The following is a 16608-nucleotide window of genomic DNA, read 5'->3' as shown; positions in this document are numbered from 1 at the left end:
CTGTCTGCAACACATTGTCAGGGCTATAAAAATATCAAAAGCCCAAACGAGCCTGGCAAACCGGGGGCGTCCATGGCAGAGCCCTCATACAGACATCCGACAAGCTCACCCGCAACGCTCACACGATCAGACTCCGCAACCTGCGGGAGCGGCTTGCGCAGCCGAAAACCCATCTGTCTGAACGGTCTCTGGCACTGCCGAACGCCCAGCTTGATCCCGTAGCGCTTGCGCAAATGTTCGGACAGGACTGGTCCATCCCACAGGCCCGCTTCAAATTCGAAGTCGCGCGGTGTCCTGCGCAGATCCGCCTCAATGCGATGCCATTGCGATTCGTCCAACGCACGCGGACGTCCGGGCCGTTCGCCTTCTGGCAATCCGTCGAAACCGCCCTGCTCGAAGCGTCGGACCCATCGCTGAACTCTCGTGGCGGCCTGACCCAACAAGTGGCCCACTTCGGTGCACGTGTACCCGTTGCTGACCAGCGGCGTGTTTAGAAGGTAGCCAGATCAATGGTGACGATCCCGTGGTTTTAGTGGACGACAGAGCGCCGCGCGGAGGTCGTGGTGGCGGTGCCCGAACCTGTCTTGTCAGGTTGCTACTAAAGGTATTGGCCTATTGGGCGCCGCAAGCTAGAAAACGATATCAATGCAGATCCGTCGAGCGACACATAGCCGCTAATCACGCTTTGGCTTTACTCCAATCCGATGGTCGCGGCTCTATATATCGTGCGGTGCCCTGTACGGCCTGCACGGCGTCATCTGATGCCGGTAAGTGCTCGGGCCGGGCCAGCACCAGATTGGAACCGGGCGGCCGAACACTTAATGATCAGGCCAGCCGTCTTCGCCGACTAGCGGTACGAAGCTCACTTCGCCGAGCGAGCGCTCGTGATAATCGTGTTCGCTGTAGCGGACCAGTTTGATCAATCGCTGATGATAAGGCTCGCGTCCCACCGGCATGACGATCCGGCCACCGACCGAGAGTTGCAAACGCCACGCCCGCGGGATACGCGGACCGCCGGCTCCCGCGATAATTGCATCGTACGGCGCATAGGCGCCCAAGCCGACAGTGCCGTCTCCGAGATGAACGGTCACGTTTGAAATGCCCAACCGCGCCAGCGTCTTGCGAGCGGTGCTGGCGAGCACCGGATCGCGTTCAACGGAATCAACATGCGCCACGATTGCGGCCGCAATTGCGGCGGCGTACCCCGAGCCCGTGCCGATGTCGAGAACCCGGTCGTGGGGACCCAGTTCGGCCGCCTCGATCATTTGCGCGACGATGCTGGGCTGCGAGATCGTTTGGTGACTCGCGATGGGCAACGGACTATCGTCGTACGCGCTTTCACGGAGGTGCTCCGCTACGAATTCCTCGCGCGGCACATGACGCATCGCGGATAGCACGTTGGAATCGCAGATGCCGCGGGCCGCGATTTGCCATACAACCATCCATTCCCGGGCTTCACTGAAATCGATCATTGCTGCTCTCCTCCGATGGTCGTGCAGGTTTTACGGCAGGCTCCGCATACCTTCACCGAGAGATCCAGACGGGGCGCGCCGGCGGCCGCACGCACCCGGCGTCGCGACATCCTGCATTCGGCAACGCACATACCGCACACGGGATTCTCACGCCACCGACCGCGGCGGTCGCCGATGCAGGCAGCCGCAGCGCCGCTTCTTCGCAAAGCGATACCCATACGGAAATTGTGCACTCCTGGCGCGCTGACTTCACTACGTATCGGTGACCGGATCGTCCAGCGACGGCGTGACGAACGTCTCGTCGAGGAAGACCTCGATATGCTGCTCAACAAGCGCGGTTTCCTGTCGCGCATTTTCCGTCCGCTATTCCACCTGGTCTCGCGCAGCTGGCACATGCACCCGATCGGCTTTCTGTTCGGCCTGGACTTCGATACGGCGACGGAAGTGGTGCTGTTCGGTATTTCCGCCCCTCAGGCTGCTGAGGGCATGTCTTTCGCGACCATCCTGATCTTCCCCGCGCTGTTCACGGCTGGCATGTGCCTCGTCGATACCGCCGACGGCGTGCTGATGCTAGGCGCTTACGCTGGGCGTTCATGAAGCCGGTCCGCATGCTGTACTACAACATCACGATCACGTTCGCTTCCCTAGTGGTGGCGATGCTGATCGGCGGCATCGAGGCGCTGGCGCTCATCGCGGACAAGCTCGACCTCAAGCGCGGTTTCTGGGGTCTGATCGGCGCGGCGTCGGACAATTTCGGCCTGCTCGGCTACGCGGTGATCGGCCTTTTTGTCGTCAGCTGGCTGGTGTCGGTGCTGTTCTACAAGCTCAAGCGTTACGACGACATGCCCGTCAACCTGGGCTGATCGGAGATCGGCTCAACTGTCCGGGCGCGCAATGGGTTCGGCTCAGACATGCGGATGATCGCGTGCCGATCGGACGCGTCGCCATGATGATGTCGCGCGTTCGATCGGCACGGGAATTATGTGCGGTGAATACGCCGTGCCGGAGACATCGCACTCGTCCGTTTCATTATCAGCCGCTCAAAGCGGCCGCAATGGCGCCAAGATCGGTCATTCGGTAGCCCCGGATGATCGTCGCTTCATGGCCGAACCCGGTCCGATGCTGAATGGATAATCGATCCACCGGAGGTCGTTCGGCGTCCGGCTCAGGTCGACCCGAGGCGGCCGGTCGGGCTGCCGCGCCGAATGGCCGCTGCGGCTCCGTCATGAGACATCCAAGCAGCAGTGCCAATAGCCACCGGCGCTGGCACTGCGGGCCTTGAGGGCGACACGGCTACGACGCGCTCGCCGGCTTTCCTCCCAGGCCGGGCCGACCCGAGATGTTTTAACAGGAAATCCCGACCTTTGGGCTGGTGTCAGGCCGAGCCAAGCTTGACGACTTGCATTAGCGCCTCGACAAAGACATCCAGTTCGTTTTTTAGCATGTAGATATGCGGCGACACTCGTATCCCGTCGAGACCTTGTACGCTCCGACGCTTGACGTGGACTTGCCAGGTGTTTCGAAGCTCCTCTTCGATTTTCCTGGCATCCATTCCATCGATGGAGAACAGGCTGACCGCGCCCAGATCGTCCGTGTGCATTGGCGTGTGCAACCTGAAGCCGCGGACATCGCGCGCAATGGTCGTCCAGTATCGGGTCAACTCCCGCAACCGCGTATGAACCTTGTCGGTGCCAATCTCCTCACGAAATCGAATTGCGGGGGCTATTCCCGCCTGTACCGCGGAACTATAGGTACCGAGGTTCCAGTTGTCGGATTTGTCGATGCGAAGCGGAGGTGGATCGAACGGTGCCAGCAACGGTCAGGTTTCATCAATCCGGCTTTGCCTGACGATCAACATGCCGTTGCCCACAGGAGCACCGAGCCATTCATGAAGGCTCGTCGCGAAAAAGTCGCAATCGAGCTCGCGGAAGCTCACTGGCATCCGAGCGAATGTCTGTGCGCCATCTACTACGGTGATGATGTCAAGAGTCCGGCCGAGACTGCAAAGGCGCTTGACCGGCAGGACGCGGCCGGTCCAGTGGAGCATGTGGGTTAATCCCGCATCCAGCAGCGCTGCTACGGCAGGCGGGCCTGCAAAGTCCGACGCATTCGTCACAAGCGCAACCTGTTGCTCTTTCTTCACAGCCGCTCCTCCTGGTGGTTCCAAACCCGCGCGATCCGATGGGCACCAGCGACCGCCCCTTCCTCGCGTATAGCTATGGCGAATCCCGATGTCGGCTCAGCGTTCCATACTCAATGTCCGGCCCGTTTCGATATCGCCTTCAGCGAATCGCGTCATAAGTTACCCCGTCTCCATGCGTTGAAACAGTTTAGGCGTTCAATGCGCGGCGCTCGCACCTTGAATCTGGCGTTACCCTCTTCTCATCGATCTATGCATTATCTGTCACTGATTCCAAATCGATCACGAACGATCTAGGACGGTGCATCTAGCTTCTGGCCGAAGCTTGCCGATTGAGCGAGCAAACGGTGGTGGCCACGACCGGCAGACCCCGTCTATTTAGGAAGCGGACCGGTCCTGAATATCTTGCGCGCCTCCCCTCGTTCTGGTCCGGCTGCTGCCCTGGATCAGCATATTTTGTCAAGATACTCACCGCCGTACTGAAGCGATTGTGACGAAAACACACAACGCCAATTTTGCTCTGATTACTGCGCAAACGATTGCTTGTACTCTCTGCACCTCTTTCTCTGAGGCGCATCGTATGCGGCAGGAATGGCTTGAATTTCTCCAGCGAGTCGACTGGAACACTCCGGTAACTTTGGCGCTGACATCAGCGGCAGTCGGTTCTGTCATAACGCTCGCCTGGATTTCAGCGAGGGATGCTAGGGAGCGCAAGCGTCAGCGACGCGATACTGCACTGGAACTAGCGTTATCGCTGGAAAGGTACGCCCGAACCTGTCGGACAATGATGCATAAGGCCACCTGGGCAGCAGCGGAGCCAGTCGGCCATTTGAGCCGCGAAGCCAGTAAAGGCGTTTCCATTCCCACCTTTGCCTACCCGGACAGGTTTCACTGGCATGTCTTGAGCCGCAAAGTTATCTCAGAGCTCCGTGAGTATCCGGCGACAGTGCACGCCGCTCGGGAGTATGTGGAAGCGCTTCGCGAATTCGGCGAGCCAATCGACCTTTGTGGTCAGGTTGAATACGAATGTACGAAGGCCGCGATGGCAGCGCTAGCCCTTGCTCGGGCCACGCGCCGGCGGCACGGAGCCACGAGGTGGAAGCCGGACGCCAAAGACTCAGCCTTGGAGCGCGAACTGTCCGACTTCATCGCGAACGCTGAAGAAAAGCGCAAGGCGTCGCTCGAGCGTCGAATGGAGTTTACAGTCGATCGGCGAGTTGACGTGCAACGGTTCAAACAGGTGCTAAGCGCCTAAAACATCGTGAGCTCGGACCCGCCTACGCGGATAGTTTCCGTAACGACCCGATATAGATAGTCCGTCCCGCTTTCATCGAGACTGGTGGGACTGGCAGCGAGCTGCCAGTCGAGGCGGGACACGCACTCGTGGACTACGAATAAGTCGACCCAAACGCCTGGACGATTGCCGCTTTAGCTTCGACCCATGATTCGCCCTTCTCCTCGCAATCCGTCCCGAAAAAAAAGATTGAACGGATATCTATGGTTTCGGAGGCCGGTGCCGATAAGACCGCTCATAAGCCCCCCGCCAGACGAGGCTTCCCATGCCATTTGATTTTATCGCCAGCCGCCCGCCCCGATTAAAACGTACTCTCGTTATCCTGGTTGGCTGTACAGGCGTACTTGCCAGCTTGTCGATTTGGGGCCGGGTGCCCGCCGACGTACTCGCCGACGCGGATAGAGAGGTCGCCCACTTCGGCCCCGCACTAGTGGGCACCGCGTGTCCGGTCGAAGGAGCAGTCTCAAGGGACGCCCGCGGTACCTTTCTCATGTGTTGGAAACAGGTCTGGAGCAAGCCGTAGATCCTACTCCATATCGCCCCGGCGTCTCTGGCGTAACGCATGGCGGACAACCGGGATTTTCTGATTGAAGGTCCGGCACGAGGCTAGACGCAACGGAAGAAGACCAGAGTGTCGTGTGCCTTGCGTCCGAACGCATGTGACCGAAGCTTCGGTTAGGGAGCGTACCCGAAGATGCGCCCGTCGCAATGCGCGCAATCCACTCGCTCGGCGAACCGGTCGATGTACCGGTCCGCAACCCACAGTGGCGGTGCTCGCTATCAACGAATTCTCCAATGGAAAGACTCTTCCGGGTCCGTAGATTCGCACGAGCGCTCGCCCACACGCTGACGAAAAAAAGCCGACAGGTCGTGTCGGCTGAAGGATTCCGGCTATGCCGAAGGCCATGCCAGAACCTGTGCAGCGCAGATTATTGCACTGTCTGGCTCCCATGCGGATGGCATGCTAACAAAGGGTTTACCCCGGTCAAAATATAGGAATGGATGCCGTAATACATGTTGATTTCATTCATGCCGTGACGGCGGGTCGACATGGAAAGGCAAACGTTTGCCCAAAAACTGTGGCTGCTATTGCTCCCAAGCCTCGTCTGTCTGACCGCCATCAAGGGATTCGATGTTGCACCAGCCGCATCGAACGAACAGAGCGTCGATACCCGGGCGCGATCGCGCGTTTCAAGGCGGCCATGACACACACTTCAAGATGCTTCGGGCTGACATCCTTATCTGCCCGCTGAGGAAAGTTCAACATGTTCGACGCCGAAGTTGCCGCGACGCTCCTGAACCGGTGGGACCGTAAACGCACATACCCAGGAGATCAGTCATCGCTGGACCTCTTGCAGGAAGGCAAGCTGCATTTCAGGCATGAGGGCGGCGACGTCCACGCACATGGTACTGACGCAGACCGGCGTCTTCGCGTTGAATGCCTGACGTTCACCGACGGCTCCCGCGCCTTGCGCGTCACCGGTGCAGATGGACAAGGCGGCTGGACGCGGTGGACTGCTGCTGAGCCGGTGTGAAAGCGCGAAACGAGCGCACGTAGTCACTACCCGGTATCGAAGGAGAAAGCCGATGTCGACATGGCCTGATCGCACGCTGGATTGGCTCTTCGTCCTCGCCTACGTCCTGATGGTGATATGGCTAAATTACCTGCAGCAGATGTTGTGTCACATGTAGCGTGTGTCGCGTCCCAGCGGATGCCAGAGCGCCGTCGACGTCGAGCAGGCTGATGGAAACAGCCACTGATCTCTTGCGAATGAGGTGTCTGCTGCGGTCCACGACAGCTCGTGTGACATTCCGGATTTCAGAGGATCGCGAAAGGAGATGAACGTGAACATGGTGAAGACCGAGATTGGACAACTGGAGAAGGCACTGAACGCTCTGGTTTGTCGCCCACGACTTATCCGTCGCGACTACTGGATATCGCAGATCGAGTGCCTGCTGACACGCCCTGGGCTGTCGGCGCAGGACCGGCAACGACTCCGCGCGCTGCTCAACCTGCTCGGCACGCCCGTCGCGGGATGCAGTGTCTCACTATAGCAGTGACCGGCATCGTAGAGTCTTTGAGTACGGTCACGACAAGCGAGCTGATTCGCTGAACACGCCTGCCGCAGTTGCGTCAATTGCTGCTGGTGTCACACGTCAGAAATTCGCGGACAACGTTGTGCGGCACCAGGCGTCGTCGCGTCGACTGATTGCCTGCAGTGTCCGCGCGATCATGTACGGCGAACGCGTCTATTGAGCTTTCGGAAATCATCATGTTTAACGAGTCGAAATACGTATCGCTATGTATGAACAGGGCCTGGACCAGTGGACGCGTGCCTGGTACGGCGAAGCCGTTGAAGCGGGATTTATCCGCCCGCACTATCATCCCGACCCTGTGACCATAAAGCGTCTTCGGGGCTATTTCGGCGCGGGCCTGTCGCCCTTCGAAGCCGCCCAGGCGTGCTTTGGCCGCAAACACTAAAGTAAGCCGGCTATTGCCTCCCCATCCGGTAGCCACATCTGCACGAAAGGCAGAAAGCGACCTGAACAGTCCAGCGAATTTCTCATCCAACAACACTTGTCACGCCCGCATGAGCGCCACCTCGACCGGCATCTCACAAACACCGCTACCCAGTCCAGATTTGCACCGGCTGGCTAACATCTCACGTCCGGCCCCTTCCTCAGGAGGTCGCAAGGCTTCGTCGAGAACGGATCTCGCGGTCACACCCCTGGCGGATCTGTCGAGGGCATGCTGATGACGCGCACGCAGCCGGGCTGCAGCGAAGGCTGCGTTGTGTTGCCACCAGAAGTCATCACGGCGCTCAAAAACCTCTACATTGTTTCGAGCGCGCTCGCGCAGCGAGGCACTCACGCTCAGGAAATCCGGGATTCCCAATGGCGGGCAATGTTTCAACGGGCTCACGAGGCGAAGACGGCGCTCGACCAGCACGGGGAGAGAGCTGAAACGCATGCGATTGTGCTGCTTCGACAGATGACACAGGCATGCCAGGGTCTGGTTGATCGGCACGCGACCCGACAGGAGATTCCCTTCGCCGTGTGGCGCGAAGTGGGCAGGCTTGGGCACGATGCTTACGAGTGGGTCAACCTGAACCTACCCCGCCGGCGAGGCACCGACGCATGAATCCCGCACCGTTCAGGTCAGCGTACCGTGCCGGACTTAAAGCGGACTGGCTCGCGCAACGTGTCCGGCATGTACTTCCGGCACGCCCTGGCTGGCCCACGGGCCGTCGTCCTTTAAGATCTCCGGGACGCATGCGACCGACGGATGGAGCATTGCTCCCAACGTCGGGAGAGCAACGGAACAACGCGCGCTTGCCGGAAACAAGAGATCAGAAGATCGCCGCAATCGTTGTTAGCAAGTCACGGAGTGGTCAGTGAACGCCGAAGGAATCAACAAGGCCGCGTTGCTGCTGATGTCGCTCGGTGAAAACGAGGCGGCCGAAGCCTTCCGGTTCCTCGGCCCACGTGAGGTGCAGAAGATCAGCATCGCGATGGCCGCGCTGAAAAACGTCACGCGCGGTGCCGTCGACACTGTACTGCAAGACTTCATCAAGGAAGCAGAAACGCACACGACGCTATCGCTTGACTCGAAGGATTACATCCGGTCGGTGCTGACGAGGGCGCTCGGCGAAGACAAGGCTGGCAACGTCATCGACCGCATTCTGCAGGGTGACGACGTTGGCGGCATCGAAGGCCTGAAGTGGATAGATGCGCGAGCCGTCGCGGAACTGATCAAAAACGAACACCCGCAAATCATCGCAACCATCCTCGTGCACCTTGGCCCGGAGCAGGCTTCTGACGTACTCGCATGCTTCACCGAACGGACGCGCAACGACGTGCTGCTGCGCATCGCCACGCTCGACGGCATCCAGCCGGCTGCATTGCGCGAACTCGACGATGTGATGACAGAGTTGCTGTCTGGCAGCGGTAACGTGAAACGCAAGGCGGTTGGCGGCGTTCGCGCGGCAGCGGAAATCCTCAACTACCTGTCAACCCAGCACGAAGAATCGGTAATCGACAACGTACGCAGCTACGACGACGATCTCGCGCAAAGGATCATTGACGAGATGTTCACGTTCGAGAACCTGGTCGAGCTCGATGATCGCGCGATCCGGCTGCTGCTCAGGGAAGTTGGCACGGAGACACTGGGGATCGCACTGAAGGTCGGGCCGCCCGAGCTGCGTCAGAAATTCATGGCGAACATGTCGCAACGCGCGGCGGAGCTGTTTTCCGAAGATATGGACACACGCGGCCCGGTGCGCCTGTCGGAAGTCGAAGCACAACAGCGCAAGGTTGTGCAGGTCGCGCGCGACCTCGCCGGGAGCGGCGAGATAGCGCTTGGTGACAAGGCTGACGACATGTATGTCTGAAGTGCCTCCCTGCGCGAACATCCCGATGAGAACCGGACGGGTCGTGCTCCTGCAGGGAAAGACTGAAAATCAGTGTGAGCCTGCCAGGCCGCTTTCCAGCTGACTCTGGAGTTCGCGCACCTGCCGCTGCGCGGACCGCAACTGGTCCTGTGCGGCAGTTTTCTGCTGTGCGAGCAGGGTAGCTTCGGCACGCGTCTTCTGCTGCTGGTTGGTGACGATTGTCTGCTGCTGACTCGCTACATCGAGGTCGGCCTGCAGGCGGTTCGCACGACCCTGCGACAGCGCAATCATCCGCTCGATGAACGCCTTTTGCGCCTCGAGCCGGCCGCGGCGAATTTCGACATCGGACAACTGCACGGTCTGACGCACGAAGTCCTTGTAGATCAGGTCGGCGTGGGTTTGGTCCGGTGTCTTGATGACGCGCCAGAAGTTCTTCTGCTGGAACAGCACGACGTAATACGTCATTTCCTTGCTGTAAAACAGCAGGCTCGCACCGTAACTGCCGTTGTACGTTGTACGCAGTTCGCTCAGGTCCGAACCGCGAATCATCTGTTGCAGCTCGACGACGTTGCCGGCGGCGGACTGCTTCGCCTCGCTCGGATTCAAGTTCGACAATCTCCGGTTCGCCGCACAGCAGCACCAGCAGGCGCAGCAGCGCTTCGCGCGATGGCGTGAGACGCCGCGTGTCCGCACCTGCGGCTTGGCAAAGTAGTAGGTCGAAGCCGGCGCGCATGGCGACGTCATGGTCTTCCGGTGTTTCGACCTTCTCGGCGAGCAATACCTTCCCGTGTTGCCTGACGATGCTGACAAGTTCGTTAAGGTCCTCGCGCGTGCAGTCGAGAAAGTCGATCTTGACAATATCGACGCACGGCAGCAGTTCGGCCAGACGCGGGGTGACCTGCGAAACATCATCCAGTGCGAGCCGGAAGCCCGCTCGCCGCAGGTCGCTGCAATGTCGGCCGGCGGACCGGTGTCGATGCTGTTGGTCCGACTTCTTCGTGGCAGTACGGGCGCACAGCAATGCACTGAGCAGGCGCATCGGACACTCGGCGCAGAGCGCCGGTCGAAGCCGGTCGCCCAGAGGCGCAAGACCGAGCGATGGAGCGATCCAGCCGAATGGTGAACAGACCGACCTGACCCGTCGTCGGCGGCGACTGTCGGAATACCGGTGGCAGGTCGCCGAAGGCGTCATCGAGCTGTTCAGTCTGAACGGCGAAATCTGGAAGGAGTCGTCGCTCCGCCCGCGCAGGGTTTGCGCTATTGGGCCGCTGTAAGTTTGTGGCCCGTCCTCAATGCCTGCCAGCCCGTCTGCGGCTCCTTCCGCTGATCGCTTACCTGCTCGATGCCGCTTTTCAACACCGCTTCACAAAAGGCCAGGCGGGCTCGGTAGTAATCTGCGTGCATCTGAGCGTCAAGGATGCGTTGTTCAGCCTGGAAGAGTTCCAGACGCAATTCCCGCAACGCTTTTTCGGCTTGCTTCTCCGGAGTAAGCGCGTTGCGTACAGCCCAGCTGGTTATCCACCGCAGCATGATGAACTCCTCTCATCGTCAGGTGACATTCCGCCGGCTTCAAATCGGGCTTTCACGCCGGGGGCACAAAACGCCACTGTCCCGACCACTTCTTCATACAGCCACTGGTGAGTCAGCGCTATCAATAATCAGTGAGTACCTGTGCGTCACACTGCGCGGTAGATCACGTTGTTGCGAAAATTTCCCGCCGCCCATGCAAGGGGTTGGCCACGCTGAGCGCCTTGCCGGACATCATTGCGGCCGTGATGAGTCTGCTCGCGGCGTTTTACGTGGCGCGCTTCGTTGCGTCGCTAGTGGAGAAGCTGCTTGTCGCAGCCGGCGTGGACGGGCTACGTTCTCCGCAGACAGGGGTCTGCAAGTTACACAAGCAAATCACGCCTCCTGGCGCTACATGAGAGTGAGGTTGGCGCGCGACATGGGAATAGCGTCTCAGGTGTGCGGCAGGAGGCACGCCTTCAATTGCCCTTGAAAACCGCTGCGCCACCGGTCCGGGAGGAGGACGGGTCCCTCGCTCCATTCGCCTGCTCGCGCCCAACAGCCGCCGCCCCGGAAGCCCCGGATGCAGCCGACGTTGCGCTCATATACGCCGGCGCGAGCTTCGTCTTCTGTCGTATTCCCGGCGATGGCGCCGTCGCGCGCTTCTCCATGTCTGCCAGCATCTGCTGGCACGGCAACGGCCGATTGTCGCTCGGCTGGAGCAACGCGATCACCGCCGCAAACGGATTCAGCAAGCCCAGTCCCGCCGCCGCCCTGCCATGCGCGACCAGCGCCCCGGCCTTCCTGCCGACTTGCGGCTCCTTGAAACTGCCCTTGACGTACAGCGGCGAGCGCAGCGAGATCACCCGGAACCCTTTGGTGTGCGGATGAATCGTCAGATTCATGGTCTCGTCTCGCAAGTTCACGTTTCCGTCCATCTCGACCACCGCATCGTCGGTGTCGAGGGCGAATACGCGCGAGTCGAGCACACCATTGGTGGCGACGAAGTCGGCCGCCGCGCAATTGATCGTCACGTCTCGATTGCCGAACAGCTTCTCGTACACCACGTTCGCCACGTTCAGCCCGGCCGCCTCCATCAGCAAGCGACTCACCGCGCCGTCGGTGATCAACATCTTCACCTCGCCGTTGGAGGTCGCGGCGAGTGCCACCGGCGAGTTGCCGGTGGCCAACAGCGCCGCGTCGCCGTTGACTTCGCCGAGCGCCGTCCGCATCACCGCGAATGTCGGGAACAGCTGCTTGAGCCGCAGATGCCGCGCCTGCAGCGAGAACCGCCCCTTGAGCGGCTTGCTGCTGCCGTCCAGGTGGATGGTCGAAGCGAGGGGTGCCGCCCGCCACGCCGAACTTCAGCGGATCGAGCATCAGCACGCCGTCCTGCATGACGAGGTGGGTGGACAGAACAGTGATCGGCAGGCTCGCGGTCTTGACGATGCGGCGTCCAGTGAATCGGACGTCAGCATCGATCGCCTTCCAGCGGTCAGTGCGGAACTCCTCGACCGGCAGCGCCTTGTTGGCCGGCTGCGCTACGGCGTCGCCGCGCCTGGCCTTGCTGGCGTTCGTGTCGGCACCGACGAGTGGTGCGAGGTGGGAAAACTGCAGCAGGCTCGACACCAGCGTGCCAGACAACAGCGGGCGGGGTTCGCGCGAGACGTACACCAGCGAGCCGTTCAGGTCGCTGCTGCCGACGCGTCCGGTGAAGTTCTCATACACCAACGGCTGTAAGTCGACGGCGACGCCGTCCGTGACCGCGCCGGGGGAGATCGCCACTGACGACGCTGCGCTCGCCGCCCGGGTGAAGCGGGCGCTTGTCGCGGACCAGGGGCTAAGATCGTTGTCGATGAGCGTCGCGACGTATCGAGGCGTCGTGCAGTTGTCAGGATACGTGGATTCGGAGGTACGGATTCAGAAAGCGCTTGCCGTGACGCGCGGCGTGCCGGGGGTACAATCCGTGAGCAACGATCTGCACCTCAGGCCGCAATGACGCGCGTTCGCCGGAAACAGATGACGAACGGATAACGCAGGAGAGCGCTCCAAAGCGAGGGCTGTCTCACAAGCGACAAGATCCTGGCGCGAGACAGCAATGTGTGTGCTCGCGCGATCGGCGGTTCCGCCTATGGCATAGTGCATCTGCGCTTTGACGACAATTCCCCTGCGCTCTATCACGGTCACCGGTTTCCGGGCCGACCGTGATCGACCCAGGCCGTGTGGAAACGCCAAGAGAGTTTCAATGCACGCGGTTCCAACCTCGCATCGCACGTGTGGCGGTTTGCATGTTGACAGTTCATTCGGCGATGACGAACTGCTGAAGGGGTCTAGCGCCCTTTAACTGGCGATTGTGAGCTTGTTTTTAAGGTCGATGGGTGCTCAGGCACCCACCAGCCGCATCGCTTTCATTGTCCTTTTGAATCCCAGGATTCTCAGCACTCTCATGAGGTTGTAGGCAAGCACGTTCAGACTCATCTCGGTCCCCACGTTGGGCAGCCGGCGTGTCAGGAAGTGCGTGTAACCCATCCAGTGCTTGAACGTCCCGAAGACATGTTCGACGGTGCGTCTGCGTATCGTCATTGCCTCTGGCGTTTTGTCGAGTTGACGTTGAACACCTTCCAACACGGACTCGTGCTCCCATCGGGTGATTCGCCGATATGGACTTGGCGTGCATTGTGATTTTATTGGGCACTGAGGACAGGCGCTGCTCCAGTAACGGCGCAATTGCATACCGTGTTCCTCCCCGGTGAAACGGTAGATTGCCCGTTCACCGGCTGGACACTGGTATTCGTCGTCCCGCGCAATGTAGATGAAGTCAGCCCTATCAAATCGACCATGGCATTTCGCGCTTGATGTCGTGGGTTTCGGCAGCATTACCGCGATCCCGGCATCCACACACTCTTTGATCTGAGGCCCGCTATAGTAGCCACGATCGGCGACTGCCCGCAGTCTGCTCTTGCCCATCGCATCGCGTGCAGCTTTCGCTATGGGGCTGAGTTGCGCCCGGTCGCTGCCAGAGTTTGTGACCTCGTGAGCAACGATGAGGTGGTGTTTGGCGTCTACTGCCACCTGTACGTTGTAGCCGACCATTCCCGAGCCTTTGCCGCTCGTCGCCATGGAGCGCGCGTCGGGATCAGTCATCGAGAGTTGGCCATCAGGCTGCGTCCTGAGTTGCTCCTTGATCTGATCGAGGTTTCGCATCTGTTCGCGCAAGCGTGCGATCTTGTCCTGCAACCGGGTCGTCTTCGCTTCCAGCTCAGCGGGTTGCGTACGATCGGCAGTCTCCAGCGCGTTCAGATACCGCTGGATGCTCTCCTCGATCTGCTTCTGGCGCTTGTCGACCTTACCCTCTGTGAAGTTGCGATCGCGGGTGTTGACTGCCTTGAACTTGCTACCGTCGATGGCAACGAGCGCCTGCGAGAACAGCTTCAGTTCGCGGCATAAGACGACGAAGCGGCGACATACGTTGCGGATGCCGGTGCCGTTGTCACGGCGGAAGTCAGCTATGGTCTTGAAGTCCGGCGCCAAACGGCCCGTGAGCCACATCAATTCAACATTGCGTTGGCATTCACGTTCCAGGCGGCGGCTCGACTGGATCCGGTTCAGGTAGCCGTAGATATAGATCTTCAGCAGCACGCCTGGATGATAGGACGGGCGACCTGTAGTCGACGGCATCGCTCCATCGAAGCCCAGTGATTCAAGGTCAAGCTCTTCAACAAACGCCTCGATGATTCTGACCGGATTGTCCTCGGCGACAAAGTCATCGAGGCACTCTGGAAGCAGCGTCACCTGCTTGCGATCTTCACCTTCTATGAATCGCTTCATCCGGTCACCCAGGCTGAATGAGTTAATCCAGTTTAGGCGATCATGGTGTTTTCACACAGGCTTATATGGACACCGCCCGGTTTGCCAAGTTGATCTTATGTGATACGTGAGCGAGGTATCGGCTGCGGTCTTATATGCGGCCTTCTGCAAGCCGAAGCTGCGGGCCCTGATGGAATTCGCCAGGAACGTCCTCATCTCGGCCACGTGCTTGAAGCACAAGACTGTGTTCAGGTTTGCGTTCCTGCGGTCCGACCTGTCGCGCCATCACATTGAAATCAACCCAAGCAACCTACCAGTTCCTCAACGCTTCAAAGTGCTCATCCTGCTATGCAGGTCTGTTGCTCACATGATGCGCTTCGTACGAAGTCCCGTGAGCGAGGATCGCCCAGGCGATTCTCGCCATTTTGTTCGCCAAGGCCACTGTTACTACATTTGCTGGTCGTCGCACCTGTATTGCCTTTTGCCATGCGGTGGGTACCTTGGTGTGACACAGAACAGAGCGCGCCCCATGTATCAGCAACGTACGCAAGTATGGGTCGCCACGTCTGGAGATCGAGCCCAGCCGTATCTTTCCGCCGGTACCATTCTGACGGGGAACAAGTCCCAGAAACGCTGCGAACTCGCGCCCGGACCTGAATGTCTTCGCATCTCCAATTGTTGCTACCAGGGCCGTTGCGGTCAGGCGGCCGATACCCGGCACTTCGGAGATCGCACGACATGCCGCTTCGTGTTTCTGCCAGACGCCAATCCGCTTCTCGAGTTGATCGATGTCCTCCTCAAACAGGTTGATGCGACGCAACTGTTCGAGAAGGTTAAGAAGTATCGATCGTGGCAGTGTGTCTTCGAGTTCTGCCATGCGATTTCTGATCTCGTCGAGTCCTGCTACGCGTCCTGCGCGAAACGTTACGCCGAATTCATACAGCAGCCCACGCAGCTGATTTATCTGCATCGTTCGAAATTTGACGAGCAACGAGCGCATACGATGGAGGCTTAGCATCACTTGCTGATCCTCTGTCTTGGCGGCAACCGTGCGCATGCCGGGTTGCTGCACTGCAGTCCAGATTGCCCGGGCGTCGGCCGCGTCAGTCTTGTTCGTTTGCACGAAAGGTCGAATGAATTGGGCGTGTAATAGCACCACCTCATGTCCGAGCGCGCGAATCTTACGTGCCCACCAGTGAGCACTTCCGCAAGCTTCGAGGGCAACGCGACCGGCGGGGCGCTGCGCCAGAAATACAATTAAATCGTCACGTCCGAACTTCCGATTCGCGATCTCGCCAGTTTGGGCGTCGACCCAGTACATCTGGAACACCCGCTTTGCAATGTCGAGTCCGTATGTCGTAGCATTCATCTGGGGCCTCCGCTCCTTAAGTGGTTGTGTCGCAACTCCACTTTGGCACATTGATGCCGTTCGGTCCTGGAGGCCCTCAATCGTGCCCAATTCCCCGGAGGGAGGGCGGTGTCCATTCCATCTCGACCCACTACGGACGTCGGACCAAGCCCGACTTAGCCGTCCGATTCTAGGGTGCAGCGGTCATTCACTCGGCGACCTGGATCTGCCCTTCTTTGTCGGCCGCAATCGTTACCGCCCTTACCGGCACGGATGGCCTCTCACCGTTGCGATCCATATCCTTGCATGCAGCGGGCGACCATCCTTATTGGCCGATGATGAAGCGCCCTCGGTCAGTGCGTGACCGTCAGCTATCTGGGCGATGCTGTTGAAAAAGTCGCTGCTCTGCTTTCTCAAATCGCCGGTGAGAAAAACGACCCCTTAGATCGGCCTACAAACCGCTGGCGAACGCCGGTTAAGGGTAGGAAGACCCCTAAAAACCTTTTGAGAGAGACGGTCAGCGACTTTTTCAAAGCATCGGCCGACTCCTGTCTTTTATGTTTTCAGCATAAACCCACGCAGGGCCGTGGCATAGCCGAGCGCAATCAGGAGCGGGAGAAGCAGACTCGCGATGATCTGCACCAAGCCGC

General features: G+C 59.6%; 17 protein-coding genes and 3 pseudogenes. 10 read left to right on the top strand and 10 right to left on the bottom strand.

What is annotated here, in order from left to right; all coding sequences use genetic code 11:
- Positions 1-23: 23 nt before the first annotated feature.
- Positions 24-482: a helix-turn-helix domain-containing protein gene (locus tag P0D73_RS35460; RefSeq protein ID WP_408319169.1), complete on the bottom strand. Its 459-nt coding sequence runs from the start codon at positions 480-482 to the stop codon at positions 24-26.
- 336 nt (positions 483-818) lie between these two features.
- A complete protein-coding gene (locus tag P0D73_RS35455) occupies positions 819-1472 on the bottom strand; it encodes a protein-L-isoaspartate(D-aspartate) O-methyltransferase (protein ID WP_408294177.1) in 654 nt (217 codons plus the stop codon).
- Positions 1473-1754: 282 nt separating this feature from the next.
- Between P0D73_RS35455 and P0D73_RS35450 the strand changes: the two are divergent.
- A pseudogene (locus tag P0D73_RS35450) lies at positions 1755-2335 on the top strand (HoxN/HupN/NixA family nickel/cobalt transporter); the annotation flags it as partial.
- Between the two features lie 512 nt (positions 2336-2847).
- Here the strand turns inward: P0D73_RS35450 and P0D73_RS35445 are convergent.
- Both P0D73_RS35445 and P0D73_RS35440 read right to left on the bottom strand, forming a co-directional pair.
- Positions 2848-3288, bottom strand: coding sequence for an aminotransferase class V-fold PLP-dependent enzyme (locus P0D73_RS35445; protein ID WP_408320834.1), 441 nt, complete (start codon positions 3286-3288; stop codon positions 2848-2850).
- A gap of 3 nt (positions 3289-3291) precedes the next feature.
- Positions 3292-3615 (bottom strand): aminotransferase class V-fold PLP-dependent enzyme, encoded by a 324-nt coding sequence (locus P0D73_RS35440; RefSeq protein ID WP_408182717.1) that lies wholly within the window; start codon positions 3613-3615, stop codon positions 3292-3294.
- A gap of 487 nt (positions 3616-4102) precedes the next feature.
- Here P0D73_RS35440 and P0D73_RS35435 point away from each other — a divergent pair, with 487 nt between their 5' ends.
- The 3 genes from P0D73_RS35435 to P0D73_RS35425 all read left to right on the top strand — a co-directional run bounded on the left by P0D73_RS35435 (position 4103) and on the right by P0D73_RS35425 (position 6961).
- A complete protein-coding gene (locus tag P0D73_RS35435) occupies positions 4103-4867 on the top strand; it encodes a hypothetical protein (protein WP_408294170.1) in 765 nt (254 codons plus the stop codon).
- Positions 4868-6171: 1304 nt separating this feature from the next.
- Complete coding sequence (locus P0D73_RS35430) at positions 6172-6441, top strand: hypothetical protein (protein ID WP_408182720.1); 270 nt, start codon at positions 6172-6174, stop codon at positions 6439-6441.
- Between the two features lie 304 nt (positions 6442-6745).
- Complete coding sequence (locus P0D73_RS35425; protein WP_408294166.1) at positions 6746-6961, top strand: hypothetical protein; 216 nt, start codon at positions 6746-6748, stop codon at positions 6959-6961.
- Positions 6962-7040: 79 nt separating this feature from the next.
- Here P0D73_RS35425 and P0D73_RS35420 read toward each other — a convergent pair whose 3' ends face one another.
- Positions 7041-7478, bottom strand: coding sequence for a hypothetical protein (locus tag P0D73_RS35420; protein WP_408294163.1), 438 nt, complete (start codon positions 7476-7478; stop codon positions 7041-7043).
- Between the two features lie 177 nt (positions 7479-7655).
- Between P0D73_RS35420 and P0D73_RS35415 the strand changes: the two genes are divergently transcribed.
- The gene (locus P0D73_RS35415) at positions 7656-8048 is read left to right on the top strand and encodes a hypothetical protein (protein WP_408294160.1); all 393 of its coding nucleotides are present in this window, start codon (positions 7656-7658) and stop codon (positions 8046-8048) included.
- Between the two features lie 253 nt (positions 8049-8301).
- On the top strand, positions 8302-9297 hold the full coding sequence (gene fliG / locus P0D73_RS35410; protein ID WP_408294157.1) for a flagellar motor switch protein FliG: 996 nt from the start codon (positions 8302-8304) through the stop codon (positions 9295-9297).
- 69 nt (positions 9298-9366) lie between these two features.
- Here the strand turns inward: fliG and P0D73_RS35405 are convergent.
- Positions 9367-9909, bottom strand: a pseudogene (locus P0D73_RS35405) (DUF2968 domain-containing protein); the annotation flags it as partial.
- A gap of 130 nt (positions 9910-10039) precedes the next feature.
- Between P0D73_RS35405 and P0D73_RS35400 the strand changes: the two are divergent.
- Positions 10040-10420: a hypothetical protein gene (locus tag P0D73_RS35400; RefSeq protein ID WP_408294154.1), complete on the top strand. Its 381-nt coding sequence runs from the start codon at positions 10040-10042 to the stop codon at positions 10418-10420.
- A 134-nt stretch (positions 10421-10554) separates the two neighbouring features.
- Here P0D73_RS35400 and P0D73_RS35395 read toward each other — a convergent pair whose 3' ends face one another.
- Positions 10555-10827 (bottom strand): hypothetical protein, encoded by a 273-nt coding sequence (locus tag P0D73_RS35395; protein WP_408182728.1) that lies wholly within the window; start codon positions 10825-10827, stop codon positions 10555-10557.
- A gap of 131 nt (positions 10828-10958) precedes the next feature.
- On the opposite strand from P0D73_RS35395, the gene P0D73_RS35390 reads away from it, so the two are divergent.
- Entirely contained in the window at positions 10959-11222 is a 264-nt protein-coding gene (locus P0D73_RS35390) for a mechanosensitive ion channel family protein (RefSeq protein ID WP_408182730.1), read from the top strand.
- Positions 11223-11282: 60 nt separating this feature from the next.
- Here P0D73_RS35390 and P0D73_RS35385 read toward each other — a convergent pair.
- Positions 11283-12528, bottom strand: a pseudogene (locus P0D73_RS35385) (AsmA family protein); the annotation flags it as partial.
- Between P0D73_RS35385 and P0D73_RS35380 the strand changes: the two are divergent.
- Entirely contained in the window at positions 12497-12802 is a 306-nt protein-coding gene (locus P0D73_RS35380; RefSeq protein ID WP_408182738.1) for a BON domain-containing protein, read from the top strand. The pseudogene P0D73_RS35385 and the gene P0D73_RS35380 sit on opposite strands and share 32 nt — an antisense overlap.
- A 383-nt stretch (positions 12803-13185) precedes the next feature.
- Here P0D73_RS35380 and P0D73_RS35375 read toward each other — a convergent pair whose 3' ends face one another.
- Together P0D73_RS35375 and P0D73_RS35370 are read right to left on the bottom strand one after the other, a co-directional pair.
- The gene (locus P0D73_RS35375) at positions 13186-14631 is read right to left on the bottom strand and encodes an IS1182 family transposase (RefSeq protein ID WP_408320838.1); all 1446 of its coding nucleotides are present in this window, start codon (positions 14629-14631) and stop codon (positions 13186-13188) included.
- Between the two features lie 325 nt (positions 14632-14956).
- A complete protein-coding gene (locus tag P0D73_RS35370) occupies positions 14957-15979 on the bottom strand; it encodes an IS110 family RNA-guided transposase (protein ID WP_132379554.1) in 1023 nt (340 codons plus the stop codon).
- 339 nt (positions 15980-16318) lie between these two features.
- On the opposite strand from P0D73_RS35370, the gene P0D73_RS35365 reads away from it, so the two are divergent.
- On the top strand, positions 16319-16608 hold a 290-nt coding region (locus P0D73_RS35365; RefSeq protein WP_408321454.1), incomplete at its 3' end, for a hypothetical protein.

Origin of the sequence: Paraburkholderia sp. RL18-101-BIB-B (assembly GCF_046026985.1) — a bacterium.
Classification (GTDB): Bacteria; Pseudomonadota; Gammaproteobacteria; order Burkholderiales; family Burkholderiaceae; genus Paraburkholderia.
Note: the sequence above shows the minus strand (reverse complement) of the source record. Positions and strands in the feature narration are given on the sequence as shown.

Coding starts and splice junctions, on each gene's coding strand:
- P0D73_RS35375 (WP_408320838.1), bottom strand. CDS start 14,631: ATGAAGCGATTCATAGAAGGTGAAGATCGCAAGCAGGTGACGCTGCTT.
- P0D73_RS35425 (WP_408294166.1), top strand. CDS start 6,746: ATGAACGTGAACATGGTGAAGACCGAGATTGGACAACTGGAGAAGGCA.
- P0D73_RS35370 (WP_132379554.1), bottom strand. CDS start 15,979: ATGAATGCTACGACATACGGACTCGACATTGCAAAGCGGGTGTTCCAG.
- P0D73_RS35455 (WP_408294177.1), bottom strand. CDS start 1,472: ATGATCGATTTCAGTGAAGCCCGGGAATGGATGGTTGTATGGCAAATC.
- P0D73_RS35415 (WP_408294160.1), top strand. CDS start 7,656: ATGCTGATGACGCGCACGCAGCCGGGCTGCAGCGAAGGCTGCGTTGTG.
- P0D73_RS35400 (WP_408294154.1), top strand. CDS start 10,040: ATGGTCTTCCGGTGTTTCGACCTTCTCGGCGAGCAATACCTTCCCGTG.
- P0D73_RS35395 (WP_408182728.1), bottom strand. CDS start 10,827: ATGCTGCGGTGGATAACCAGCTGGGCTGTACGCAACGCGCTTACTCCG.
- P0D73_RS35430 (WP_408182720.1), top strand. CDS start 6,172: ATGTTCGACGCCGAAGTTGCCGCGACGCTCCTGAACCGGTGGGACCGT.